General features: G+C 28.7%; 23 protein-coding genes. 7 read left to right on the forward strand and 16 right to left on the reverse strand.

Annotated features, from left to right (window positions below; all coding sequences use genetic code 11):
- Position 1 precedes the first annotated feature (1 nt).
- The 5 genes from ACFOWD_RS07010 to ACFOWD_RS07030 form a co-directional block, all read right to left on the reverse strand.
- Positions 2–1,024, reverse strand: a complete 1,023-nt coding sequence (locus ACFOWD_RS07010; RefSeq protein ID WP_377409227.1) for a transglutaminase domain-containing protein — start codon at positions 1,022–1,024, stop codon at positions 2–4.
- Between the two features lie 6 nt (positions 1,025–1,030).
- A complete protein-coding gene (locus ACFOWD_RS07015; RefSeq protein WP_377409229.1) occupies positions 1,031–1,438 on the reverse strand; it encodes a carboxypeptidase-like regulatory domain-containing protein in 408 nt (135 codons plus the stop codon).
- Between the two features lie 145 nt (positions 1,439–1,583).
- Positions 1,584–2,819: a DEAD/DEAH box helicase gene (locus ACFOWD_RS07020; RefSeq protein WP_377409231.1), complete on the reverse strand. Its 1,236-nt coding sequence runs from the start codon at positions 2,817–2,819 to the stop codon at positions 1,584–1,586.
- Between the two features lie 140 nt (positions 2,820–2,959).
- Positions 2,960–4,870 (reverse strand): molecular chaperone HtpG, encoded by a 1,911-nt coding sequence (gene htpG / locus ACFOWD_RS07025; protein ID WP_377409233.1) that lies wholly within the window; start codon positions 4,868–4,870, stop codon positions 2,960–2,962.
- Between the two features lie 124 nt (positions 4,871–4,994).
- On the reverse strand, positions 4,995–6,386 hold the full coding sequence (locus ACFOWD_RS07030) for a Gfo/Idh/MocA family protein (RefSeq protein WP_377409234.1): 1,392 nt from the start codon (positions 6,384–6,386) through the stop codon (positions 4,995–4,997).
- A gap of 109 nt (positions 6,387–6,495) precedes the next feature.
- Here ACFOWD_RS07030 and ACFOWD_RS07035 point away from each other — a divergent pair, with 109 nt between their 5' ends.
- A complete protein-coding gene (locus ACFOWD_RS07035) occupies positions 6,496–7,503 on the forward strand; it encodes a 3-oxoacyl-ACP synthase III family protein (protein ID WP_377409236.1) in 1,008 nt (335 codons plus the stop codon).
- A 35-nt stretch (positions 7,504–7,538) separates the two neighbouring features.
- Here the strand turns inward: ACFOWD_RS07035 and ACFOWD_RS07040 are convergent, their stop codons facing one another.
- The 3 genes from ACFOWD_RS07040 to ACFOWD_RS07050 all read right to left on the reverse strand — a co-directional run bounded on the left by ACFOWD_RS07040 (position 7,539) and on the right by ACFOWD_RS07050 (position 11,816).
- Positions 7,539–8,723, reverse strand: a complete 1,185-nt coding sequence (locus ACFOWD_RS07040) for an MFS transporter (RefSeq protein ID WP_377409238.1) — start codon at positions 8,721–8,723, stop codon at positions 7,539–7,541.
- A 13-nt stretch (positions 8,724–8,736) separates the two neighbouring features.
- Positions 8,737–9,219, reverse strand: a complete 483-nt coding sequence (locus tag ACFOWD_RS07045; protein WP_377409240.1) for a GyrI-like domain-containing protein — start codon at positions 9,217–9,219, stop codon at positions 8,737–8,739.
- Between the two features lie 119 nt (positions 9,220–9,338).
- Positions 9,339–11,816, reverse strand: coding sequence for a TonB-dependent receptor domain-containing protein (locus ACFOWD_RS07050; RefSeq protein ID WP_377409242.1), 2,478 nt, complete (start codon positions 11,814–11,816; stop codon positions 9,339–9,341).
- Between the two features lie 94 nt (positions 11,817–11,910).
- On the opposite strand from ACFOWD_RS07050, the gene ACFOWD_RS07055 reads away from it, so the two are divergent.
- Entirely contained in the window at positions 11,911–12,273 is a 363-nt protein-coding gene (locus tag ACFOWD_RS07055; RefSeq protein WP_377409244.1) for a CoA-binding protein, read from the forward strand.
- Positions 12,274–12,425: 152 nt separating this feature from the next.
- Here ACFOWD_RS07055 and ACFOWD_RS07060 read toward each other — a convergent pair whose 3' ends face one another.
- From ACFOWD_RS07060 to pyrR, 6 genes are read right to left on the reverse strand one after another with little or no spacing between them, the layout of a single operon-like run.
- Entirely contained in the window at positions 12,426–13,196 is a 771-nt protein-coding gene (locus tag ACFOWD_RS07060; protein ID WP_377409246.1) for a response regulator transcription factor, read from the reverse strand.
- Positions 13,193–14,110, reverse strand: coding sequence for a ribonuclease Z (locus ACFOWD_RS07065; RefSeq protein ID WP_377409248.1), 918 nt, complete (start codon positions 14,108–14,110; stop codon positions 13,193–13,195). Before ACFOWD_RS07065 ends, ACFOWD_RS07060 begins: the two co-directional genes overlap by 4 nt.
- Complete coding sequence (locus ACFOWD_RS07070) at positions 14,107–14,427, reverse strand: T9SS type A sorting domain-containing protein (protein WP_377409250.1); 321 nt, start codon at positions 14,425–14,427, stop codon at positions 14,107–14,109. The genes ACFOWD_RS07065 and ACFOWD_RS07070 overlap by 4 nt, the downstream gene beginning before the upstream one ends.
- A 10-nt stretch (positions 14,428–14,437) precedes the next feature.
- A complete protein-coding gene (locus tag ACFOWD_RS07075; protein ID WP_377409252.1) occupies positions 14,438–14,770 on the reverse strand; it encodes a hypothetical protein in 333 nt (110 codons plus the stop codon).
- Between the two features lie 4 nt (positions 14,771–14,774).
- On the reverse strand, positions 14,775–15,704 hold the full coding sequence (locus ACFOWD_RS07080) for an aspartate carbamoyltransferase catalytic subunit (protein ID WP_298992457.1): 930 nt from the start codon (positions 15,702–15,704) through the stop codon (positions 14,775–14,777).
- Between the two features lie 2 nt (positions 15,705–15,706).
- Complete coding sequence (gene pyrR, locus ACFOWD_RS07085) at positions 15,707–16,246, reverse strand: bifunctional pyr operon transcriptional regulator/uracil phosphoribosyltransferase PyrR (RefSeq protein WP_377409254.1); 540 nt, start codon at positions 16,244–16,246, stop codon at positions 15,707–15,709.
- A gap of 192 nt (positions 16,247–16,438) precedes the next feature.
- On the opposite strand from pyrR, the gene ACFOWD_RS07090 reads away from it, so the two are divergent.
- Positions 16,439–17,809 (forward strand): tetratricopeptide repeat protein, encoded by a 1,371-nt coding sequence (locus tag ACFOWD_RS07090; RefSeq protein WP_377409256.1) that lies wholly within the window; start codon positions 16,439–16,441, stop codon positions 17,807–17,809.
- Positions 17,810–17,846: 37 nt separating this feature from the next.
- Here the strand turns inward: ACFOWD_RS07090 and ACFOWD_RS07095 are convergent, their stop codons facing one another.
- Both ACFOWD_RS07095 and ACFOWD_RS07100 read right to left on the reverse strand, forming a co-directional pair.
- The gene (locus ACFOWD_RS07095; protein ID WP_377409258.1) at positions 17,847–18,368 is read right to left on the reverse strand and encodes a superoxide dismutase family protein; all 522 of its coding nucleotides are present in this window, start codon (positions 18,366–18,368) and stop codon (positions 17,847–17,849) included.
- 6 nt (positions 18,369–18,374) lie between these two features.
- Positions 18,375–19,154 (reverse strand): MBL fold metallo-hydrolase, encoded by a 780-nt coding sequence (locus ACFOWD_RS07100; protein WP_377409260.1) that lies wholly within the window; start codon positions 19,152–19,154, stop codon positions 18,375–18,377.
- 94 nt (positions 19,155–19,248) lie between these two features.
- On the opposite strand from ACFOWD_RS07100, the gene ACFOWD_RS07105 reads away from it, so the two are divergent.
- The 4 genes from ACFOWD_RS07105 to ACFOWD_RS07120 all read left to right on the forward strand — a co-directional run bounded on the left by ACFOWD_RS07105 (position 19,249) and on the right by ACFOWD_RS07120 (position 23,899).
- A complete protein-coding gene (locus ACFOWD_RS07105; protein WP_377409262.1) occupies positions 19,249–20,172 on the forward strand; it encodes a DUF368 domain-containing protein in 924 nt (307 codons plus the stop codon).
- Positions 20,173–21,183 (forward strand): DUF368 domain-containing protein, encoded by a 1,011-nt coding sequence (locus ACFOWD_RS07110; RefSeq protein WP_377409264.1) that lies wholly within the window; start codon positions 20,173–20,175, stop codon positions 21,181–21,183.
- Positions 21,161–21,916, forward strand: coding sequence for a shikimate dehydrogenase family protein (locus tag ACFOWD_RS07115; RefSeq protein ID WP_377409266.1), 756 nt, complete (start codon positions 21,161–21,163; stop codon positions 21,914–21,916). Before ACFOWD_RS07110 ends, ACFOWD_RS07115 begins: the two co-directional genes overlap by 23 nt.
- Before the next feature lie 111 nt (positions 21,917–22,027).
- Entirely contained in the window at positions 22,028–23,899 is a 1,872-nt protein-coding gene (locus ACFOWD_RS07120) for a DUF349 domain-containing protein (protein ID WP_377409268.1), read from the forward strand.
- The last annotated feature ends 5 nt before the right edge of the window (positions 23,900–23,904 follow it).

Below are 23,904 nucleotides of genomic sequence, written 5' to 3' on the forward strand. Positions count from 1 at the left end.
ATTAGTTTTGATTATCTTTTTTAATTTCAAAAATATAAGTTGCTATAATGTCTTCTTTGTAATACAGATGAACATCAAAATAACCTGCTTTATTAAAAGTGTATCTTAAAGTAGTGCTGTCGTTTTTCTGACTAATGAAAGGGTTATATGTTTTCTCTGAAACTCCAGAAACAAAAACTAACTTTAGATTTTTTGGGTCAACTTCTTTTTTAAAAACATAATTAAAGTTAAAAGTTTCACCTCTTTGTAAGCTGTAATACATCTTTTTAGGAGATATGTATTTATTTAAATATGTATAAGCACCACCATACAATAAAGGCATTTCTATAAACTCTTGAAAAGTTGGTGTTTTATCACCAAGAAGTGAAAACTCTTTTTGAATTGGAAAATGATTTTTGATAAATAGTTCTGGTTCTGTTAAAAAATAACCATCATTATATTTAAAAATAAATCTATTTTCATCAGGATAAGAAATACCTGCAGCCCAAGTAGCATCACATAAATACCATTTATTATTTATTTTAAATGCATTCCAAGTATGATTAGGATAATTAGGGTCAAATTCTGTTACATCTACAGTTCTACCAAAACCATAAACCATCTTAGATTCTATATCTACAACATCACACATAGCTTTAAACAAATATGCGTAACCAGTACAAATGGTTTTTTTTCTTTTTAAGAGTTTAGAAAATAAATCACGTTTTAACTCAGAATTCCATTCTGCGAGTTTTATAGAATCTTTTTTATATTTTTTTCTTTTGCGTTCGTTTTTTGAGTATAATTTAAAATCACTTGCAATATTTATACAAATCCATTTATAAATGGCTCTTACTTTTTCTATATCAGTATCAAGATTTTTTGTTAGATCAAGAGTAAGCTTATTTAAATTAAATAATCGCTTACTCTTAATAGTACTTGCAATTCTATCTGCTTTTGCAAAATTGATGTGTTTAAAGTCAGATTTTTGACTAAAACTGAGTATAGTGGATAAAACAAAAAGTAAAAAAAAAGCTTTTTGCATACAGAATTATTGCCCTTTTCTTTTAGAAGAAAAACGCTTATTAGTTCCAACTGCACCTAGCATTTCATTATCATCTTCTTTTAACACTATAGTAAGATTTGTAGAGTTTTTTGTGATGGTAACTTTTTGTTTTAGATAACCTAAGTAAGAAAAGTATATAACATCACCAACGTTTAATGTTTTTGGAAAAGTAAATTCTCCTTTTCTATTTGATGAGGTATAAACAGATTTATCTTTTAAATAAATATTTACTCCATTTAAAGGTTCTGCCTTTTCTTCAGTTTTACCTTTTACAACGCCTTTTACTTCAACTTTTTGAGCATTAATGGTTGATGTACATAAAAAACTAATAAAAAATAATGTTATTAAAATTTTAGTTGATGTTGTCATTTTTTCAGTTGTACTCGTTTTCATAATGATATGTTTTTAATGTTGATATCAAAACTATAGGTAAATAAAAAAACTTAAAAACGCTATTTAGCTAAGTAATTCATTTACTGGGTTAAAGTTACTTTTTATTTAGTAAAATTGAAAATGAAAAGATATAATACTTAAAAAATTAATACCAACGCTTTTTATTTTTTTTAGAAGCTGTAGATTTTCTGCTTTTTTTATGTTTACTAATTGTATTAGTTTGTTTCTTTTTGTGCTTTGGTTTATGAATTGGGTAGGGATGATCTTCAATAACTTTTATAGGTTTCTCTATTAAAGATTCTATGGTTTTTATATAACTATTTTCATCAGGAGAACAAAAAGAAAAAGCTATTCCAGATTTACCTGCTCTACCAGTTCTACCAATTCTATGCACATAAGTTTCAGGAATATTTGGGATATCAAAATTAATAATGGCATCTACGTTGGTAATATCTATGCCTCTAGCAGCAACATCTGTAGCAATTAAAATACTAGCCTTTTTAGTTTTAAAATCTTCAATGGCTTTGTTTCTAATAGACTGTGTTTTGTCTCCATGAATGCTTGTTGCTTTATATCCATTTTTAAGAAGAGTTTGCTCTAATTTGTCAACTCCAAATTTAGTTCGTCTAAATATAATTATTTTACCATTTATGGTGTTTCTTAACAAATGTAAACACAAGTCTGTTTTATTTTTTTTAGGCAAATAATATAATAATTGCCCAATATTTTTTGCAGTAGTTTCTTCTGGGTTTATTTCTACTTTAATAGCATTTTTAATTACAGATTTTGCAAGATCATCAATTTTTTCTGGAATAGTGGCAGAAAATAAAAGGGTTTGTTTTTTTCTAGGACAAAGTTTTTCAATCTTTTTAACGTCATTGATAAAACCCATGTCTAGCATTAAATCAGCTTCATCTAAAACAAAGATTTCTAAATGACTTAAATCTAAATGACCTTGAAGTTGTAAATCTAATAAACGACCAGGTGTTGCAACTAAAATGTCTATACCTTTTGCTAACTTTTCTTTTTGAGGTTCTAAAGAGACACCTCCAAAAACTGCTGTAGTTCTTAAGTTAGTATACTTGCTAAATAAGGTAAAGTTTTCTTCAATTTGTATTGCTAGTTCACGAGTAGGAGTCACTACTAAAGCCTTTATAGTTTTTGCTCCTTTTTCAGCATCTTGTTTATTAAATAATAAATTGATTATTGGCAATGCAAATGCAGCAGTTTTACCTGTACCTGTTTGTGCAGCAACAATTACATTTTTCTTAGCTAAAACTAAAGGTATTGTTTTTTGTTGTACTAAAGTTGGTCTCTGAAAACGTGCTTCAGAAAGTGACTTTAAGATAGATTTATGTAATGGTAATTCTGTGAATTGCATTGATTGATTTTTTTTGTAAAGGTAGTATAAAAGCTGCCTAGTTTTAGTTGTAAACTTTTATGTCAACAAAAAACCTCTCTGAATAAACAGAGAGGTTTTGGTTTTATAAATTCCTGTAAAATCAAGAACAAAATTATTGATTACTTAATTAACTCATAAGAACGCTTAATAAAGTTTGTTAACTCTTCACCATGTAACAAGTTTTGAGATAATTTTGCTAAATCAAAAGCTTGAGAAATTAAGCCTTTTTGCTTTTCTTCATCAGCAGCTAAAATTTCAGAAACTAATGGGCTATTTGTGTTCACCACTAAGTTGTACATATCTGGCATGTTACCCATACCAAACATACCTCCACCACCAGTAGCTTGCATTTCTTTCATTCTACGCATAAATTCTGGTACAGTAATCATAAAAGGTGAAGCATTAGAATCCATAGCTTCTAACTGCACAGTATAAGATGAATTGTTTACAGCACCTTCAATAACTGGCTTTAATTTCTCTTTTTCTTCATCTGATAATTTAGAAATTACGTTGTCGTCTTTTTTAATTAAATTATCAATATGATCTGCATCAACTCTAGAGAATTTAATTTTGCCATCTCCAGAAGTTTCTAATTTTTGCATTAAATGTGAAACAATTGGCGAATCTAAAATTAACACTTGATAACCTTTGTCTTTTGCAGCTTGAATGTAACTGTGTTGAGCATCTTTATTAGCTGCATATAAAATTACATGGTTACCATCTTTATCAGTTTGAGTGTCTTTTGTTTTCTCAACCAATTCATCAAACGTAAAATATGTGTCATCTACTGTTGGATATAAAGCAAACTTCTTTGCTTTATCAAAGAATTTATCTTCAGATAACATTCCATACTCAATAATTACTTTAATATCATTCCATTTTTTCTCAAAATCTTCACGATCTTTTTTGAATAATGATGCTAATTTATCTGCAACCTTTTTAGTGATGTAACCAGAAATTTTCTTAACAGCACCATCTGCTTGTAAATACGAACGAGAAACGTTTAATGGAATGTCTGGAGAATCTATAACACCCTTTAACATTTGTAAAAAGTCTGGTACAATACCTTCAACATTATCAGTAACAAAAACTTGATTTTGATAGAGTTGAATTTTATCCTTTTGCATATCTAAGTTCTGAGTTAACTTAGGGAAGAATAAAATACCTGTTAAGTTAAAAGGATAATCTACGTTTAAGTGAATGTGAAATAATGACTCCTCAAATTGCATTGGATACAATTCTCTGTAGAAATTATCGTAATCTTCTTTTTCTAAATCAGCTGGTTTTTTTGTCCAAGCAGGATTAGTATTGTTGATGATATCATCTACCTCTATTTGTCTGTGAGGTTCTTTAGTTTCTTTACCATCTTTATCTGTAATGGTTGCAGGCTCATGCTCTGGATCGTTAATTTTTTTAGTTCCAAATTTAATTGGCACTTGGTTAAAACGATTGTATTTAGTTAATAAACCTCTAATTTTACCTTCTTCTAAAAATTCAGTTGAATCTTCTGCTATGTGTAAAATAATTTCTGTTCCTCTGTCAGATTTGTCATGCGCTACTAAAGTATATTCAGGAGAACCATCACAAGTCCAATGAGCAGCAGGTTCGTCTTTAAAAGATTTTGTAATGATTTCTACTTTATCTGCCACCATAAAAGCAGAGTAAAAACCTAAACCAAAGTGTCCAATAACACCAGTTTCGTTTTTATCATCTTTGTATTTGTCTAAAAATTCTTCAGCACCAGAAAATGCAATTTGGTTGATGTATTTTTCAACTTCATCAGCAGTCATTCCAATACCTTGATCTTTTATGGTTAAGGTTTTTGCATCTTTATCAATACTGATTTCAATTTTAGCATCACCTAATTCTGTTTTTGCTTCACCAATAGAAATTAAGTGTTTTAGTTTTGTTGTGGCATCAGTACCATTAGAAATTAACTCACGTAAAAAGATTTCGTGATCAGAATACAAGAATTTTTTAATCAGTGGAAAAATATTTTCTACTGATACATTAATGTTTCCTTTGCTCATAATTTTATATTTATTTTAATATTATTTTCTGACGATTAATAAGTCAAAAAAAATACCAAAGAAAGAATTATGACAAGATGACAGAAATATTTTAATTACGAATTATAAATTCATAATTTGTAATTTATATGTCTCTCAACATTTCAGTTTTGTTCTCGTTTTTCCAAGTTCCACCTGTAAAATCGGGTACTTTTATAGAGCTACTGTTTTGTGCTACAGAAAGTTCTGATAGTGGAGTAATAGCGCTCCATAAAACACTATCATAGACATTAATGTCTAAAGGTAATCCTTTGTTTAAACATCTAATAAGTCTATAAATCATGACAAAATCCATGCCTCCATGGCCAACAGAATTGTCTGATATTTGAGTTTTTAATTTTGCCCAAAGTGGATGATTGTATTTTTCTCTATATTCAGTATATTTTTCATCATCTAACCATTTATGACCCCACCAAGCCAATTCTTCTTCATTAATATATAATTTAGAAGGATATCCTTCATGAACTGCTTTGGTTCCTACAACTGTATTTAATCGATCATAAGGTCTACCTGAATGCACATCAAACTGTAACATAATGGTTTTACCTAATTTGGTTTTAATCATAGTGGTGTTCATATCACCACATTTCACATTTTGAAATTGTGGTAGATTAGCCCTTTTAGCAGCATCACTTAAACTTTTTTCTCTTGAACTCATAGAAACTACATGGTCGTAAGTATCTCCTCTACCAATATTCATGTATTGACTTATTGGGCCTAAGCCATGAGTTGTATAAAAATTACCATCTTTCTTAAGATGATGTTTTATTCGCCATTGATTTTCATAATAGGTTTCATCTAAAAGATGCTTTCTTAAATCATGAATATATGCACCTTCTGCATGAGTTAAATCACCAAAAACACCTTGATTTACCATATTTAACACCCACAATTCTTCACCATTAAAACAACAGTTTTCCATCATCATACAATGTTTTTGGGTGCGTTCTGCAGTTTCTACTAATTTCCAACAATCTTCCAGAGTATATCCAATAGGTACTTCAGAAGCTACATGTTTTCCTTTCTCCATTCCATACAGAGCCATAGGTGTATGCATTTCCCAAGGTGTAGCAATAATTAATAAATCAATATCATCTCTATCTGCAACTTTTTTCCATTCATCTGGATTACCAAAATATGCATCTGCAGTAGTATTATGTGTTTTTTTAAGATGCGCATTTAATTTGTCTGTTTTTTCTTTTCTTAAATCTGAAATTGCTACAACAGTGGCATGGTTATTTTTTACCAACCAATCGAACATTTGTATTAAGGTTTGTCCTCTGTTTCCAGCACCAATAATACCTACTCTTACATTGTCAATTTTTGGAGTAGTTAGTCCAAAGGCAGTTCCTTTAGCAGTTTTATTCAGTAATGAATTTGTTTTTTCTAAAGTTTCTTCTTTACAAGAAATTGTTGTTGATAAACCTAAAAACAGAGCAGCTTTTGACGAAAGTGATAAAAAATCTTTTCTATTCATAATAAAAAAATGTTTAGTTGATTTTAAATTGCTTATTGTAAAGGTGTTAATTTATCACTATTTTTGTTAGTTACAAATAACAAATTACTAATTTTTAGAACCGATAAATATGTATAATTCAAAAATTACTGGTTTAGGGTATTACGTTCCAGAAAATGTGGTTACCAATAATGACTTAAAAGAGTTTATGGATACTTCTGATGAATGGATACAAGAAAGAACAGGAATTAAAGAACGTAGATGGATAGACCCAAAGACTGGTGATAATACTTCTTCTATGGGAGCAAAAGCTGCAAAAATAGCTATAGAAAGAGCTGGCTTAACTAAAGATGATATCGACTTTATCATTTTTGCAACATTAAGTCCAGATATGTATTTCCCTGGAGGTGGAGTAAGAGTGCAAGATATGCTAGATATGCCAACTATTGGTGCTTTAGATGTACGTAATCAATGTTCAGGATTTATCTATTCTATGTCAGTTGCAGACCAGTTTATAAAAACAGGTATGTATAAAAACATCTTAGTTATTGGTTCAGAAAATCATTCTGGAGGATTAGAAAAATCGACTAGAGGTAGAGGTGTTACTGTAATTTTTGGTGATGGAGCAGGAGCAGCAGTGCTATCTAGATGTGAAGAAGAAGGAAAAGGTATTTTATCTTCTCATTTACATTCAGAAGGTAAGCATGCAAGAGAATTAATGTTAGATGGACCTGCAACAGGAAGATGGGTGCCAGAAATTTTAGCTGAGAATGATCCAGATGACCAATCTTATTATCCATATATGAATGGGCAGTTTGTTTTTAAACACGCTGTTGTGCGTTTCTCTGAAGCTATTGTTGAAGGATTGCAAGCTAATAATCTACAAAAAGAAGATATAGATATGCTAATTCCTCATCAAGCGAATTTACGTATTGCTCAATTTATTCAAAAGAAGTTTCAATTATCTGATGATAAGGTTCATAACAATATTATGAAGTATGGTAATACAACTGCTGCATCAGTAATTATAGCATTAACAGAAGCTTGGGAACAAGGTAAAATAAACGATAACGATTTGGTTGTTTTAGCTGCTTTTGGAAGTGGATTTACTTGGGGTTCTGTAATTATTCGTTGGTAGTAAATACATTTTTTTAATAATATAAAGGTCTTTTCTTAAAGTAGAAAAGACCTTTTCTTTTTAATGACTTGTAAAGATAAAATACCAAATAATGGTCCTATAGCTAAAAGTGTAAATACCATTGGTGTATTAAAACGTGAAATTAATATACTCAAAAGCTGAATGCTAATAATAGTAATTGCAAAACCAAAACAATTTACAATAGTTAAAGCGGTTCCTTTTATTTTAGCCTCAGCATTATTTGCTACTAATGTTGAGAATAGAGGTGAGTCTGCAATTACTACAAATCCCCAGAAAAACAGAAAACTTAAAAAAATAAAACTGCTTTTTAGTTGAAAAATTAATGGACTAATAAGACAGCAAATAAAAGAACTTAATAAAATATAAAAAGCAACCTTTTTTGTTTTAAAATTTAGTGAAAGATAACCACTCACTACACACCCTAAAGCACCAATAGCAATTATTAAAAAAGAAAATAAGGGAATATTTATATCAATATTATTATTGTTTGCAAACATTTTTATAAGTACAGGAACAAAAGCCCAAAAGGCATATAATTCCCACATATGACCAAAATATCCGAATGCAGCTGATTTAAAATCATCATTTCTAAAAACACCAAAAAACGCTGAGAAATTAAATTGTTGACTTTGTTTTCTATTTTTACCATCTCCTAAAAAAAGAATTAACAAACCTCCTAGAATAGATAAAATAGAAATAAATATCATTACATTTTTCCAAGGAAACCCTGTATTTAAATCTTTTAATAAATGAGGAAAAGCAGTTCCTAAAACTAAAGCCCCAACTAAAAAACCTAATGCTTTTCCTAACCCTTTTTTGTAATAATCTGAAGCTATTTTCATGCCTACAGGATAAATACCTGCTAAGAAAAAACCAGTTAAAAATCTTAATAGTAATATACTAATAAAAGTATTTTGACTAAGTATAATTAGCAAGTTCGTAAAGGCTCCCAAAACAGCACAAGTAAAGAATACTTTAGCAGGAGAAAATCTATCTGAAATGGTAAGTATGGCAAATAATAATGTGCCTGAAATAAAACCAAACTGAACAATAGAGGTTAAACTAGCTATTGAATTTTCGGGTAAATTATAATTTATAATTAAATCATCTAATATTGCATTGCCAGCAAACCATAAAGAAGTACAACAAAACTGAGCAATAACAATAGTTGGTAAAATAAGCTTAGAATACTTAATCAAAACAGAATATGGGTTAATTTTTCACTTTTATAGGTATCCAAATTTCTTCTTCAGAATTGGGGTCGTTATTTCTATACTTTTCACCTAAAATTTCAAAATGGGGTCTATTGTCAACTTTATATTTAGAATTTGGTAACCAATTAAAAAATATATATTCATAAATAGAAGTGTCTAAACTAGATCCTTTGTAATCAAAAACAGCATATAAACCAGATTCTAAAAGTAAACTGTTAAATTCAGGTAATTTCTCATTAAAATTAGTCACTTCTACTGTTGCCCATTTTGTAAACTCTGTTGTAGGATTAAAATTTGCATAATAATCTGTAGGATAGATTTGTAAAGAGATTTTGTCTTCTGAAACTCGATTCTTAATATCTTTTATTTTAGGTGCAAATTGAGCCCAAAGTAAACCTGTTTTATTGTTTACTAAACTCATTTGTGTAGCTATACCTACTAACTTTTTTTCTTGAAGATTTGTAATTCTAGGTTGTATCATTTTTTTATATCTATTGTAAAATTACAAAAATCAATTAGTACAATTTAGTAAAATTAAAAACGTGCTGTTTAAAAAAAGCAGCACGTTTTATAATTCAAATTTACTATACATTAAAGTGGTTAGAAAAATCCTCCACCACCATCTTTTTCTCTATTGTCTCTATTTCTTCTGGCTTTAGCTCTATTTTTACCACCACCAAACCTGTAATTAAAGCCTAAGAAGGTAGTTCTGCTTTCCCATTGAAAGCGTCCATTTTGTACAAAAGGATTTGTAGAGTTAAACGCAAACTTCATACCCTGAAAGATATCATTAACTCTAAAATTAATGGTTCCTTTACCTTTTAAAACTGTCCAACTAGCACCTGCGTTTATCATCCACATATTTTCTACATCCCATTGAATGTCTTTTTGTGGTCCTCTATACATGGCAAATAGTTGTAAACGTAAGTTTTTTGTTGCTGTAAAACTATTACTAATACGTGCATTAAAAACATCGTTTTGTACAGTTAATTGTGTTGGGTTTGCACCAGTGTTATTAATGTTTCCTAATTGTTCTTGCGAATAAAAATCCATACTAGAGTTTACTCTCCACCATTTATTCATTTTAAAATTTGCTGAAAACTCAATACCATAAGCATCTGTATCACTAAAGTTTGTAAATGATAATATTTGACCAAAATCTGGGTTTGCAGGATCTACGTTAGTAATTCTAGAAATAACATCGTCTATTTTTCTGTAAAACGTACCAAAGGTTAAGTTACCTCCTTTAATTTGACGTGTATAATTTAACTCGTAACTATTGGTAAACTGTGGTCTTAAGTCTGCATTACCAATAGAAATAATTAAAGGAGTACTCCATTCTCTAATAGGGTTTACTTGTTGAATACCTGGTCTATCAATTCTTCTACTATAGCTTAATTGCCATTGGTTTTTTTCTGATGGACTATAAGTAAAGAAAGCTGAGGGATATATATTAAATAAATCTTGATTTACGTTCTGAATGTCTCTTACAGAGTTTCTATTTTCATCATTATATCTTCTAAATGTACCATCAATTAAAAAGTTTTCAAATCTTGCTCCTAATTGCATAGTAACTTTTCCAAAAGAGGTTCCGTAATTTGCATAGGCAGAGTAAATTCTTCTTTCAAAATCAAAATCTGAACTTCCTAAAACTTCTGTACCATTTATGGTGTTGTTATTATCAAACGTATAAATTTCTTGGTTCGTTAGATTAATATTATTGGTGTTGTCTCCTCTATATTCTAACCCTAATTCTAATTTTGTTTTGTCTGATAAAGGATTAGTATAGTCTAAATTCAGTTGGGCATTATTTCTATCATTATTAATGTTATTATAATAATTAAATACTCTATAATCAAAATCTGATGAAGTTTGTAGTAGGTTTAAATTATCTAATAAATTAGATGCGTCAGTATTAGAATAAGTCGCTTCAAATTCTAAATTATGTCCTTTTTTAGCAAAATCAATTTTATAATTTAAGTTATATGTACCAGTAGGTGAGGTGTTATCTTGCGTATTTGGTGCATTAATAATAACATTACCACTATTATCTGTAATTATAGAACGACCACTTGCTAAACCATCGAACCAGTTTTGAGTAGTGTAAAGAGATAATGTGTTTTTATCATTAATATAAATATCTGCACCAAATTTTACTAAGTTAGATGTATTGTCATTAACAAAAATAAAATCTTGAAAGTTTACGCCAGGTCTTTCTACAAAACCATAATTGTAATTTTCTCCACTATTATGCCCATAGTTCAAGAAAAAATTAACTTTACCTGTTTTATAGTTCATGTTTGTAGATGCATTATAACGTACATAATGACCAGCAGTTACACCTGTATCAACAGAACCATTAAAGCCCATATTTGCGTTTTTGTTTAGTATGATGTTAATAATTCCACTCATTCCATCAGGATTGTATTTTGCTGAAGGATTGGTAATTAACTCTACGCTTTTAATAGAAGTAGAGGGTATTTGACGTAACAATTGTGCAGCAGGTATGTTGGTTGGTCTACCATCTACTAATACTCTTACATTTGCGTTACCTCTTAAGCTTATTTGCCCAGTTTGACTATCTACACTTACAGATTGTACATTATTTAAAAGTTCTGAAGCTGTTGTACCAGCAGCAGTTAAATCTTTACCTACATTTATTACCTTTCTGTCTACTTTTTGAACTACAGAAGAGGTTTCTGCTCTTACAACAACTTCGTCTAATGAAGCACTAGATTCCGATAATGATATTGTACCAAGATTTATACTTTTATTATCATTTGTTACATTTATTTCTTTACTAAAAATCTCATATCCTATAAATTGAACTTCGACAATACTTTTGCCTTTTGGTAGATCTTTTATGCCAAAAAAACCTTCTTCATTAGTAATACCTCCTGTAATTATTTTTTTTGCAGCATCTCTAACTACAATATTTACATAAGGTAAAGGTTCTTTAGTTGTTTTGTCTATAACTTTACCTGAGATTGAGCCAGGTTTTGGAAGTGCAGATTTTGCAAGTTGCGCAAATGAATTTGCTGAAATTACAAGCATTACTAGTAGTAGTACTTTTCTCATTTTGGTTGATTTTTTGTTTTGATTGATGTATTATAGACGATACATAACTTATCTTTGTTACCATTCTTAACAGTGTTTAACGTATTATTAACAAATGAAAAATGTAACTTTAGTTTTAGGGGCTTCTTTAAATCCTAATAGATATTCAAATATTGCTATTAAAAGATTGAGAGATAAAAATATTGCTGTAGCAGCTGTAGGTCTAAGAAAAGGTAATGTTTTAGATGTTACTATATTAGACAAAAAACAGCCTTTAGAAAATATAGATACTGTTACTTTATACTTAAATCCTAAAAGACAAGAAGCGTATTACAATTACATTATAGATTTAAAACCTAGAAGAGTTATTTTTAATCCTGGGACTGAAAATATGGAGTTTGTTAAGCTGTTGAAAGAAAATAATATTGAGACAGAAATAGCTTGCACTTTAGTGCTATTATCTACCAATCAATATTAAAAGTAAAATTGGATTGGCTTAGTTGGGTGATAAAATCTTCTTTTTCTAGCAATAAAAATTCCCCCAAATAAAATACCAACCCAATTTTTTTAAAGCTTGGTTACACAAATGTAATTTTAAGAAAGAGTTTTTACAATACTCAATATGAGTATTTATATCAATTTAGGGTTATTTCTAAAATAGTTAATCAATTCAAAGGTAGAAGATAAATTAAATTTTCTGAGAATATTTCTTCTATGCGTGTCTACAGTATGCTTGCTAATATTTAGCGTTTTAGCTATTTCATCGCTTGTTTTTTTTGTAATTAATAAGCGTATCACATCTCTTTCTCTATTACTTACAGCATCTAAAATATTAGTATTAGAAATATTTTGATAGTACAATGTTTCATACTCATTATTTTCGTTTAAATACTTAGCACTTGCACAAATATCCATTTCTATTGCTCCATGTAAAACTGTATAATGTGCCAACCCAATAATTGGTTTATTAGTTTCATCAAATTGAAGAGGAGTTGTATTTTGAACTACATTTACATATATACCCTCAGCATTTTTTATACGATAATTCCAAGTATAGCTCATTTTTTTGCGTTGCTCATCATTTAATTCAGACATTGTAAACTGCATTAAATTTTGCAAACTCTTAATCCAAAGTTGAATATCATCTGGGTGAAATAAAGACCAAAAATACTCCATACCACCAGCTAACATCATTTCTTTATCTAAACCTGTACATGCAGTAAAGTTCTTGCTTATGTATTCAAAACTTTGATGAACTGTGTTTGTTATACAGTAAAAAGTAGAGTTATATGGATAAAAATAATCTAGCTCAATTAATTTTTTAATATGCTCTTCGATTTCTACTGTAGGGTAGGTTTCAAAAATTTTATTGTAGATATTATTAATTTCCTCTTTTCTCATAATACCGTAAAAACTTTACCTGGTTCAGCTAAATGTGAGTTTGTAAAAACACTCTGTGCTTCTTCTTTAAATTCGCTAATATCTTTATATCTTCCAGAATAATGCCCTAAAATGAGTTGCTTTACATTAGCGTCTTTAGCAATAGTTGCAGCTTGTTTAGTTGTAGCGTGCATCGTTTTTTTTGCTAAATCTTTTCTATCGTCTAAAAAAGTTGCTTCATGGTATAGTAAATCTACATCTCTTAATAAAGGTACTATATTGGGTTTGTAGGCAGTATCACTACAAAAAGCAAAACGCAATGGTTTTTTTGGAGGTAAGGTTAGTTCTGAATTAGGTACAACTTCACCAGAAGGTAATAATATATCTTTACCAGCTTTAATATTTAAATAATCGGCTCTATCAATTTCTGGATAGTTTTTAATATTATCTATATGAAGGTTTTTCGGTTTTTCTTTCTCTATAAATAAATATCCATTCGTATAAATTCTATGTTTTAGAGGTATGGTTTTTACGGTTACTTTATCATCATCTAAGATAACTTCACTTTCTTTAGAGGATAGCTCATGAAATTGAATTGGAAATTTAGCATGCGATTGCGTAATTTTGAGTTGCATTAAAGTCATTTTTTTAATGTCTTTTGGACCAAAAATATGCAGTTCACGTTCTCTACCTAATAAACCTAAAGTAGAGATTAATCCTATTAATCCAAAAAAATGATCTCCATGTAAATGAGATATAAAAATGTGATTTATTTTAGAAAAACCTACCTTATATTTTCGCATTTGACGTTGAGTACCTTCTCCACAATCGATTAAAAAATGATGATTATTAATTTCTAAATATTGTGATGTAGGGTAAGCTTTAGCACGTGGAGTAGCAGAATGGCAGCCTAAAATAGTTAAACGTATACTCATTTAATAACAAAACGTTTAGAAATAATTCTTTTTTCGTTCTGTATGGAATAAATATAAATACCTGTACTTAAATCTCCTTTAGAAAAAGGAATACTATTAGTACCTGTTTTTGCCTTAAAAACTTCTTTGTGTATGGTTTTGCCAAGCACATTTTTTACTACAAAAAACACATTGGTATTTTTAGAGGCTTTAAAAGTTATTTTGGTGGTTGATGTAAAAGGGTTAGGTGCAGCCGATAAATTATCAATAGATTTTTCTTGTGAAAAAACATTGATGGTAAAAACAAAAAATAAAAAAACAAGTATTTTTTTTATCATTCTTTTGGGGTTAAAATCCTAACTCTCTTTCTATGGCTTCCATTTCTAAGATGTCTTCTGCTTCAATAATTGTGGGTACAATATTAAAATCTTCAGGAAAATCTTCAATATTAGCCTTTGCATTTACAATAACAAATGATGTGCCATTGTTCTTTTTTTCTTGAGCTATATCCAAAAATAGTAAAAAATCTTCTTTTTTATAGTTAATAAAATTAGAAAGTTCAAGTATTAGATTTTCATTTTTAAAATTATCTGCCTGTTTATCAAAGTATTTATAAAATTCTTGGATTGAATTTTCTTTTGTAGAAATAAGGGAATATGTTTCTTTTTTCTCTACAATCACAATATTATCTTTTAATTTGTTGTGCTAATAAATAAATTACAGCCATTCTTATAGCAACTCCGTTTTCTACTTGGTTTAAAATAATAGATTGGTTAGAATCTGCAACATCACTAGTAATTTCTACACCTCTGTTTATTGGTCCTGGGTGCATGATTACAATTTTTTTATCTAGGTTATCTAGTATCTCTTTATTTATACCAAAAAGCTGTGTATATTCTCTTGTAGATGGAAAGTATTTAATATCCATACGTTCATGCTGTACACGTAAAACGTTAGCAACATCACACCACTCAAGTGCTTTTTTAAGATTGGTTTCTACTGTAACTCCTAAACTAGAAATATACTTAGGTATAAGTGTAGTAGGACCACAAACTTTTACTTCTGCTCCTTGTAATTGTAGAGCAAAGATATTTGATAAGGCAACTCTTGAATGTAAAATATCACCTACAATCACCACTTTTTTTCCTTTTACAGAGCCTAGTTTTTCTCTTATAGAATAAGAGTCTAATAAAGCTTGTGTGGGATGTTCGTGAGTACCATCTCCAGCATTTATAATTTTAGCATTTACATGCTTAGATAAGAAAACACCAGCACCAACATTTCCATGACGCATAACAACAATATCTACTTTCATAGATAAAATATTGTTTACAGTATCTATAAGCGTTTCTCCTTTTTTAACAGAGGATTGGCTAGCAGAAAAGTTAATTACATCTGCAGAGAGTCTTTTTTCTGCAAGTTCAAAAGATAATTTTGTTCTTGTACTATTTTCAAAAAACAAGTTAGCAATAGTAATGTCTCGTAAAGAAGGAACCTTTTTAATAGGTCTATTAATAACCTCTTTAAAACCATCTGCTGTTTTAAATATGAGATCAATATCATTTTTATTTAGATATTTTATGCCTAGTAAATGTTCTACACTTAGTTGATCCATATTTATCGTTGTTCTATATAAACTGCGTCTTTTTTATTAGTTTCTTTCCAAGAAACTAATACTTTTTCTTGATTTATAGCATCTACTTGTCTACCTCTATAATTCGGTTGTATAGGTAAATGTCTACTAAAACGTCTATCAATTAGTACTAAAAGTTCAATATTTTTTGGTCTACCATAAGACTCTAAAGCAGTTAAAGCTGCTCTTACACTTCTACCAGAATATAAAACATCATCAATAATCACTACTTTTTTATCTTCTATTAAAAAGTCAATTTCTGTTGATTTGGCAGACAAAGGTTCGTCTCTTCTTCTAAAATCATCTCTGTAAAAAGTAATGTCTAATAAACCAAATTCTAAGTTCTTTATTTGGTATTCATTTTTTAATAAATCTACTAGTCTATTGGCTAAATAAGAACCTCTAGGTTGTAAACCTATCAATACAGAATTAGAAAAATCATTATGATTTTCGATTAACTGACAAGCTAATCTGTGTAAAATAATTTCAATATCTTTTGAGTTAAGAAGTGTTTTTTTGCTCATAAGAAACCTATCAAATTTTAGTTGATAGTTATTGAAAATCAAAATTAACGTAAATAAATGTATATGCAAAATTTATAGTAGCTAAATGCATTAATGATTTTGTTAATTAAATTGTTGAAAACAAAAACCTGATTTTAAAAAGAAAGCAAAGACTTATAGTACATTTAAAATAACAAATCTTATCTCTTAGCTATGTCTTTAGTGAAATTTGAAAAAATGCTCAAAACCAATAATATCTACTTTTTTGATTTGGTTGAGTTCGAAGAAATAATCATTCATTATTTAGATGTTGGTAAACATGCTTTAGCTAAAAAAGCAGTTAAGTTAGGTTTAGAACAACACCCACAATCAGTAGATTTAAAATTATTACAAGTAGAGCTATTTATTTTTGAAGACGATTTAGAAAAAGCAACTACGTTGTTAAAGGTAATTGAAAACTTAGAACCTAATAACGACGAAGTTTTCATTCAAAAAGCAACCATTTCATCAAAATCAGGTAATCACAAAGAGGCCATAGAAAATTTGAAGAAAGCATTACAGTTTACTAGTGATAAAGTAGATGTTTGGTCATTAATGGGTATGGAGTATCTTTATTTAGATGATTTTGAAAATGCTCGATTAAATTTTGCCAAGTGTATAGATGTAGATTACGAAGATTATTCTGCACTTTATAATATTGTCTATTGTTTTGACATGGAAAAAGAGCACGAATCTGCTATTAAATATTTAAACAGTTACATAGATAGAAACCCTTATTGTGAAGTAGCTTGGCATCAACTAGGGAGACAGTATTTTATGTTAGATATGTTTAAAGAAGCTTTAACTGCTTTTGATTATGCTGTTTTAATTGACGAATCTTTTATAGGAGGATATTTAGAAAAAGCAAAAACTTTAGAAGAGTTAGGTAACTATAAAGAAGCTATAGAAAATTATTCTGTAACTCTTGAGTTAGATGACCCAACTGCTTTTGCTTTTGTTAGAATAGGGGAATGTTACCAAAAGTTGAATGATTTTGATAATGCTATTATTTTTTATAAAAAAGCAGTTCATGAAGATCCATTATTAGATAGAGGTTGGATTTTATTGACCAATCTTTACTATGATGTTAAAAATTATCAAAAAGCATCTTATTATATTTCAAAAGCTTTAAAGATAGATGAAGATAATTCTTTGTACTGGAGACGTTATTCAGAAATACAGATTAAACTAAACTTTTATGAAGAAGCAATTGAAGGATTTAGAAAATGTTTACAATTAAACGATCATGCTTTAGAAGTATATATTGCTTTAGTAGATGTATTATGTTTTGTAGGTGAATTTAATGATGCTGTTGCAGTATTGTTTAAAGCTCAAAAAATTTACAAAGATTTTGCAGAAATTGAATATAGATTAGCAGGTTTGTTTTTTTTACTAAATAAAATAAAGTATGCTAAAAACCACTTAATTGCAGGTATGAAAATAGATTATGATTATCACATAATTCTATCAGAAATGTATCCTGTGGTTTATGAAAACCAAGAAATACAAAAATTACTTATAAACTTTAAAAAAGCATTAGAATAAAAAAAAACCTGAAGTTTACTTCAGGTTTTTTTACTTTTTATTTTAAGGTTATCACCCCACAACCAACTCTGGCACCTGCAGCTCCTGAAGGTTGAGATTTAAAATCATCTGCACTTGCATGTACAATAATAGCATGGTTTAATATATTTTTATTTTCATCTTCACAACCAATACACCAGAAATCACTTTCTTTTTCTATAGTAGCTACTCCATTTTCATCAGCCTCTAAATTTCCAATATCCCCACTATGAAACTCGCCATGTTTCCATTTTCCATGATTGTCTTTAGTAGGATTCCAATGACCACCTGCAGATTTTCCATCATCTGAAGAACAATCTCCATTTTCGTGAATATGAATAGCATGTGTACCAGGTGTTAACCCATTTATTTTTGCTGACATCATTATTTTACCATCTTTCTCTGTAAATGTTACAGTTCCATTAACATTGCTATTACTTTTAGCAGTTATAGTAGCAATGGCTTGTTTCTGTTCTGTTTTACAAGATGTAAAAAACATTATACTTACAAATACAATACAAAGTGTTTTTAAAATTTTCATATACTTTTATTTTCTGTTAGGGTACCAATTTAATTGTACTACTTCAATCTCATTGTTACCATTATTAATTAGTTCTTTAAATTTAGATACATCACTTAACCCATTAGTACCTCTGTAATGATAAGGATAAACTTGTTTTGGCTTAAATTCTAAAACTGCGCTTGCAGCACTCTCAACTGTCATTGTGTAAGGTAGATTCATACAAACAAAAGCTTTGTCTATGTTTTTTAGTTTTCTCATTTCAGGGATATCTTCTGTATCTCCAGAAAAATAAATTCTTTCATTATCAATGGTAAAAACATATCCATTTCCTCTTCCTTTTGAGTGAAATTTAAGCGCCTCTTCTCTTAAATTGTACATAGGTATAGCTTCAACACTAAAATTATTTATTGTTTTAGATTCCCCATTATTTATAACAATAATTTCTTTTGCATTTATAGCTTGTAGTTGTTTTGCTACAGCATCTGGGGTAACAATAGTTGTGTTAGCTAAGTCAAGTTCATTAAGTGTTTTTTTATTCATATGATCTCCGTGAATATCTGTAATAAAAATATAATTAGGAGTTTTAAAACCTTCAAAAGCTTTAGCACCACCTGTTGGGTCTATATAAATAACTGTTTCACCAAATTCTAAAACTGCTGTTGCATGTGAAATAGGAGTGATTTTTGTATCACTTATTTTTACTTCTGTTTTTTCAGAAATCAAGTTATTGTTTTTTTGTTCTTCAGCTTTTTTACAAGAAAAAATTGATGCTGAAATGACTAAAAAAGTTAGGATAGTTTTCATAGTAAATAGTTTGTTTCTCAAAGATATGAATATTAATATTTGAGGGTTGTTAAGGTTTCTTTAAAATCTATTATCTTCGTTTTTAAAATAAGATATGAGTAGAAAAATTAAAGATTATATTATAATTGGTTTTAAAGGAATGGCTATGGGTGCTGCAGATGTTGTGCCTGGTGTTTCAGGAGGCACTATTGCCTTTATTTCTGGTATTTATGAAGAATTATTAGGTTCTATAAGTAATGTAAATCTTAAGCTTTTTAAAACTTTAAAAAAAGAAGGCTTAAAGGCGGCTTGGAAACAAGTAAATGGTAACTTTTTACTTTCTCTCTTTTTAGGAATATTTATTAGTGTTGTAACTTTAGCTAAAGCTATAAAATATTTATTAGAAAATGAACCTATACTTTTATGGTCTTTCTTTTTTGGTTTAGTTTTAGCAAGTATAATTTATGTAGCAAAACAAATTACAAAATGGAATTTTGTTAGTGTTTTACTTTTACTTTTATCTTCTTTTCTTGCTTATTATGTAACTACCTTAAACCCTTTGGTAAATGAAAATTCTTCTTTATTATTTTTGTTTTTGGCTGGTGCTATTGCAATTTGTGCAATGATATTACCTGGTATTTCAGGGGCATTTATTTTAGTTTTGTTAGGTGCTTATAAAACCATTTTAACAGCAGTAGATGATAGAGATTTAAAAACAATAGCTACTGTTGGTTTAGGTGCAATTGTAGGTTTATTAAGTTTTTCTAAAATTTTAAAATGGTTATTTTCTAATTATAAAAATTATACACTTGCTGCATTAACAGGGTTTATTATTGGTTCTTTAAATAAGATTTGGCCATGGAAAGAAACCTTAACTTGGCGCACAAATTCTCATGGTGTAAAAGTACCTTTTAATCAAGTTAGTGTTTCACCATTTTCTTTTGAAGGAGACCCTCAAATTCCCTTCGCAGTTTTACTTGCATTAATTGGTTTTTTATTAATTTTATTGATGGAAAAGTTAGCTGTTAAAAAACAATAAATGCAAAAAGACAGAAGTTTTTTAGATAAAATTTACCTTTTTATAAAAGGTATTGCAATGGGAGCTGCTAACAAAGTTCCTGGTGTTTCTGGAGGAACTGTGTCTTATGTTTTTGATTTTTATGAAGAGTTAATTTATTCTTTTAGAAGAATAAACATAGATGCTTTTAAATTACTATTTACAGGTAAATTTAAAAGTTTTTATAAATATACCAATGGGCAGTTTTTAACCTTGGTTATGGGAGGTAGTATCTTTAGTTACTTTAGTGTTTCTTTAATTCTTGATTATTTTTTAAAGCACTATGAACTTTATGTTTGGAGCTGTTTTTTTGGGATGATAATCGGCTCTATTTATTACATAGGTAAAGATTTTGGAAAATGGTCTAGAGTAAGTTTTGTGTTTTTGTTGATTGGCATTTCTTTAGGCTTAGCCATAAGTTTTTTAAAACCAGCCACAGAAAATGATAATCTTTGGTTTGTGTTTTTTTGTGGAATTATTGGTGTATCTGGTATGACTTTACCTGGCTTATCTGGCTCTTTTATATTAATTCTATTAGGTAATTATGTGTTATTGTTGGTAGATTCTGTTAATGTATTTTTTAATATCATTACAAATGTATTAACAGGTAATTTTGAAGTGCTTTCAGATCCTATTAAAATTAGATATTTAAAAATCATTTCTGTTTTTACAGCAGGCTCTGCTTTTGGTTTAGTAACAATTTCTCATGTTTTAGGGTATGTGCTAAGTAAATGGAATAAATTAGTAAATGCTATAATTATTGGATTTATTGCAGGTTCTTTAGGAATTGTTTGGCCTTGGAAAAAAACGATTTATGTTAAAAAAGATAATATTTTTCAAACAGATATAGCTGGCAATAAAATTGTAGAAAATTACGAACGATACCTGCCAGAATTTTATAGTGTTGAAACTTTTACAGCTATCTTTTTTATCTTTTTGGGGGTTGGGTTAGTATTGGCTTTAGATTATTATGACAAAAAATACAGAAATTAAATTATTTGGACTTTTAGGAAAAAATATATCTTATTCTTTTTCTAGAGGTTATTTTAAAGACAAGTTTAAACAATTAGGTTTAGATAACTTTAAATACTTAAATTTTGATTTAAATGAAATTAAAGATTTTAAAGACGTTTTAGAAAACAATCCAAATATTAAAGGCTTAAATATTACAATTCCTTATAAAGAAGAAATTTTTCCATTCTTAGATAAAATAGATGCAACTGCAAAAAAAATAGGTGCAGTTAATACTATTAAATTTACAAAGAGGGGTAATTTAAAAGGATTTAACACAGACGCTTTTGGTTTCGAAAATTCATTATTGCCTTTACTAAAATCAAATCATAAAAAAGCAGTAATATTGGGTACAGGAGGTGCATCTAAGGCAATTGCTTTTGTTTTAAAAAAGAATAATATAAAATTTAAGTTTGTTTCAAGAAATCCAACTAAGAAAAAAGAAATTTCTTATTCAGATATAAATAAAGAACTTCTATTAGAGACACATCTTATTGTAAATTGTACTCCTTTAGGAACTTCACCTAATGTAGAACTTTGCCCAAAATTACCTTATCAATATCTTTCTAAAAATCATTTACTTTATGATTTAATTTATAATCCAGAAGTCACTACTTTTTTATCTAAAGGAAAAGAAAAAGGGGCTACAATAAAAAATGGATTAGAAATGTTGCAACTTCAAGCAGAAGAATCCTGGAGAATATGGAATTCTTAATTCGATAATAAATATTACTTATAAATAACTATTGCTATTTATGTAAGTTGTTGTTATTTTTGATGACTATATAATTATAGTATTATATAAAGACCTTTAAACATTGTAGATATGTTAGAAAATGATGACAATAAAGCTGTCAATAAAGAAGAAGAAGCTTTAGAAACAAACAACAATCAAGAAGTAAATGAACAAGTAGATGCAACTGAAGCAATAGATGAGATTGAAAAATCTGTTGCAGAAGAAGCAGAAAAAGAAGATGAAAAAGAGGACGATTCATTACCACAGATTGACTACAGTAAACTATCTCTTGAAGAGTTAGTAGATGCATTAAAAAAGTTACTTAATGATAATGCAGCTCATAAAATTAAGTCTCAAGTAGAAAAAATAAGAAGTAGTTTTAATAAAAAATTTGGAAAACTTTTAGCAGAAAAAAAAGCCCAGTTTTTAGAAGCTGGTGGTAATACTATTGATTTTAAATTTAATAGTCCTGTAAAAGAAGAATATAATAAACTACTATCTGAATATAAAAGAACTAGAGACGCTTACTATAGTGAACTAGAGAATCGTTTAAACGAAAATTTAGAAAAAAGGTTATTAGTTATAGAGCGATTAAAAGCTTTAATTGATGAAGCAGATCCTAAAACTATGTATACCGTTTTTAAAGAAATTCAAGATTCTTGGAGACAAATTGGGCCAGTTCCAAAAACCAGATACAATGATACTTGGAAAACATATCACTTTCATGTAGAGAGATTTTATGACCTATTACATTTAAGTAAAGACTACAGAGACTTAGATTTTAAAAATAATTTAGAAGAAAAATTAAAAATTATAGCAGAAGCAGAAGCTTTAACTTTAGAAAAAGATGTGAATTATGCTGCAAAAAAATTGCAAGATTTACATAAAGCTTGGAAAGAAGATATTGGACCTGTGGCTTCTGAAATGAGAGAAGAAATTTGGAAAAAGTTTAGCAACGCTACAAAAAAAATACATGATAGAAGGCATGAGCATTACAAAGAAATGCGTTCTAAGGTTCAAGAAATTATTGAGAAAAAATTAGAAGTAATTCAAGAATTAAATAATTACGATTTCTCTAAGAATGATTCTCATAACGATTGGCAAAAAAGTATTAAAGAAATAGAAAAATTAAGGCAAAAGTATTTTGATGCTGGTAAGTTGCCTTATGCAAAAAGTGAAGAAGTTTGGCAAAAGTTTAAAGCAGCAACAAAACGCTTTAATGCAGCAAAAAATGCTTTTTATAAGCAAGAAAAAAGTGGTCAGCAAGATAACTTAAAAAAGAAATTAGCCTTAATTAAAATAGCTGAATCTTTTAAAGATAGTGAAGATTGGGAAGAAGCAACAAATACCATGAAGAAAATTCAATCTGATTGGAAAAAAATTGGGCACGTACCACGTAAATTCTCAGACGATATTTGGAAAAAATTTAAAGCAGCTTGTAATCATTATTTTGATAGGTATCATCAACAAAAAAATGCAATTAGTAAAGAACAGCAAGTTATTGTAGATGCTAAAAAAGAGTTTTTAGAGAAATTAAAAGAAACTAAAAAGGCTACTAAAGATTCTTTAACAAAAGCAATTAATGATTGGAATGATTTAGGTAGATTGCCAAGAAAATTTAGACACTTAGATGGTAAATTTAATAAACAATTAGATTTACTATTAGATAAATTATCTGTTGACAAAACAGAGTTTACAATGCTTAAATTTACGAATACAATAGATGGTCTTGCAGATGATAATGAATCAAGAAAATTAGAATCTGAAGAAATCTTTATTAGAAAGAAGATCGATGAAATTAAAAGAGAAATTCAACAATTAGAAAATAATTTAGGATTTTTCCAAAATGCAGACGAAAAGAACCCTTTAGTTGTTAATGTAAAAAATCAAGTGAAAGATTTTAAAGAAAACTTAGACGTTTGGAAACAAAAACTAAGCTACATTAAAAAGAAAGATTATTAAATAAA

It is taken from the genome of Polaribacter marinivivus, from assembly GCF_042651285.1.
Lineage (GTDB): Bacteria > Bacteroidota > Bacteroidia > Flavobacteriales > Flavobacteriaceae > Polaribacter > Polaribacter marinivivus.

What these genes read in the sequence shown, in the direction of transcription:
- ACFOWD_RS07010 (WP_377409227.1), bottom strand. Translation starts at nt 1,024, where the DNA reads ATGCAAAAAGCTTTTTTTTTACTTTTTGTTTTATCCACTATACTCAGT.
- ACFOWD_RS07015 (WP_377409229.1), bottom strand. Translation starts at nt 1,438, where the DNA reads ATGAAAACGAGTACAACTGAAAAAATGACAACATCAACTAAAATTTTA.
- ACFOWD_RS07020 (WP_377409231.1), bottom strand. Translation starts at nt 2,819, where the DNA reads ATGCAATTCACAGAATTACCATTACATAAATCTATCTTAAAGTCACTT.
- htpG (WP_377409233.1), bottom strand. Translation starts at nt 4,870, where the DNA reads ATGAGCAAAGGAAACATTAATGTATCAGTAGAAAATATTTTTCCACTG.
- ACFOWD_RS07030 (WP_377409234.1), bottom strand. Translation starts at nt 6,386, where the DNA reads ATGAATAGAAAAGATTTTTTATCACTTTCGTCAAAAGCTGCTCTGTTT.
- ACFOWD_RS07035 (WP_377409236.1), top strand. Translation starts at nt 6,496, where the DNA reads ATGTATAATTCAAAAATTACTGGTTTAGGGTATTACGTTCCAGAAAAT.
- ACFOWD_RS07045 (WP_377409240.1), bottom strand. Translation starts at nt 9,219, where the DNA reads ATGATACAACCTAGAATTACAAATCTTCAAGAAAAAAAGTTAGTAGGT.
- ACFOWD_RS07050 (WP_377409242.1), bottom strand. Translation starts at nt 11,816, where the DNA reads ATGAGAAAAGTACTACTACTAGTAATGCTTGTAATTTCAGCAAATTCA.
- ACFOWD_RS07055 (WP_377409244.1), top strand. Translation starts at nt 11,911, where the DNA reads ATGAAAAATGTAACTTTAGTTTTAGGGGCTTCTTTAAATCCTAATAGA.
- ACFOWD_RS07060 (WP_377409246.1), bottom strand. Translation starts at nt 13,196, where the DNA reads ATGAGAAAAGAGGAAATTAATAATATCTACAATAAAATTTTTGAAACC.
- ACFOWD_RS07065 (WP_377409248.1), bottom strand. Translation starts at nt 14,110, where the DNA reads ATGAGTATACGTTTAACTATTTTAGGCTGCCATTCTGCTACTCCACGT.
- ACFOWD_RS07070 (WP_377409250.1), bottom strand. Translation starts at nt 14,427, where the DNA reads ATGATAAAAAAAATACTTGTTTTTTTATTTTTTGTTTTTACCATCAAT.
- ACFOWD_RS07080 (WP_298992457.1), bottom strand. Translation starts at nt 15,704, where the DNA reads ATGGATCAACTAAGTGTAGAACATTTACTAGGCATAAAATATCTAAAT.
- pyrR (WP_377409254.1), bottom strand. Translation starts at nt 16,246, where the DNA reads ATGAGCAAAAAAACACTTCTTAACTCAAAAGATATTGAAATTATTTTA.
- ACFOWD_RS07090 (WP_377409256.1), top strand. Translation starts at nt 16,439, where the DNA reads ATGTCTTTAGTGAAATTTGAAAAAATGCTCAAAACCAATAATATCTAC.
- ACFOWD_RS07095 (WP_377409258.1), bottom strand. Translation starts at nt 18,368, where the DNA reads ATGAAAATTTTAAAAACACTTTGTATTGTATTTGTAAGTATAATGTTT.
- ACFOWD_RS07100 (WP_377409260.1), bottom strand. Translation starts at nt 19,154, where the DNA reads ATGAAAACTATCCTAACTTTTTTAGTCATTTCAGCATCAATTTTTTCT.
- ACFOWD_RS07105 (WP_377409262.1), top strand. Translation starts at nt 19,249, where the DNA reads ATGAGTAGAAAAATTAAAGATTATATTATAATTGGTTTTAAAGGAATG.
- ACFOWD_RS07110 (WP_377409264.1), top strand. Translation starts at nt 20,173, where the DNA reads ATGCAAAAAGACAGAAGTTTTTTAGATAAAATTTACCTTTTTATAAAA.
- ACFOWD_RS07115 (WP_377409266.1), top strand. Translation starts at nt 21,161, where the DNA reads ATGACAAAAAATACAGAAATTAAATTATTTGGACTTTTAGGAAAAAAT.
- ACFOWD_RS07120 (WP_377409268.1), top strand. Translation starts at nt 22,028, where the DNA reads ATGTTAGAAAATGATGACAATAAAGCTGTCAATAAAGAAGAAGAAGCT.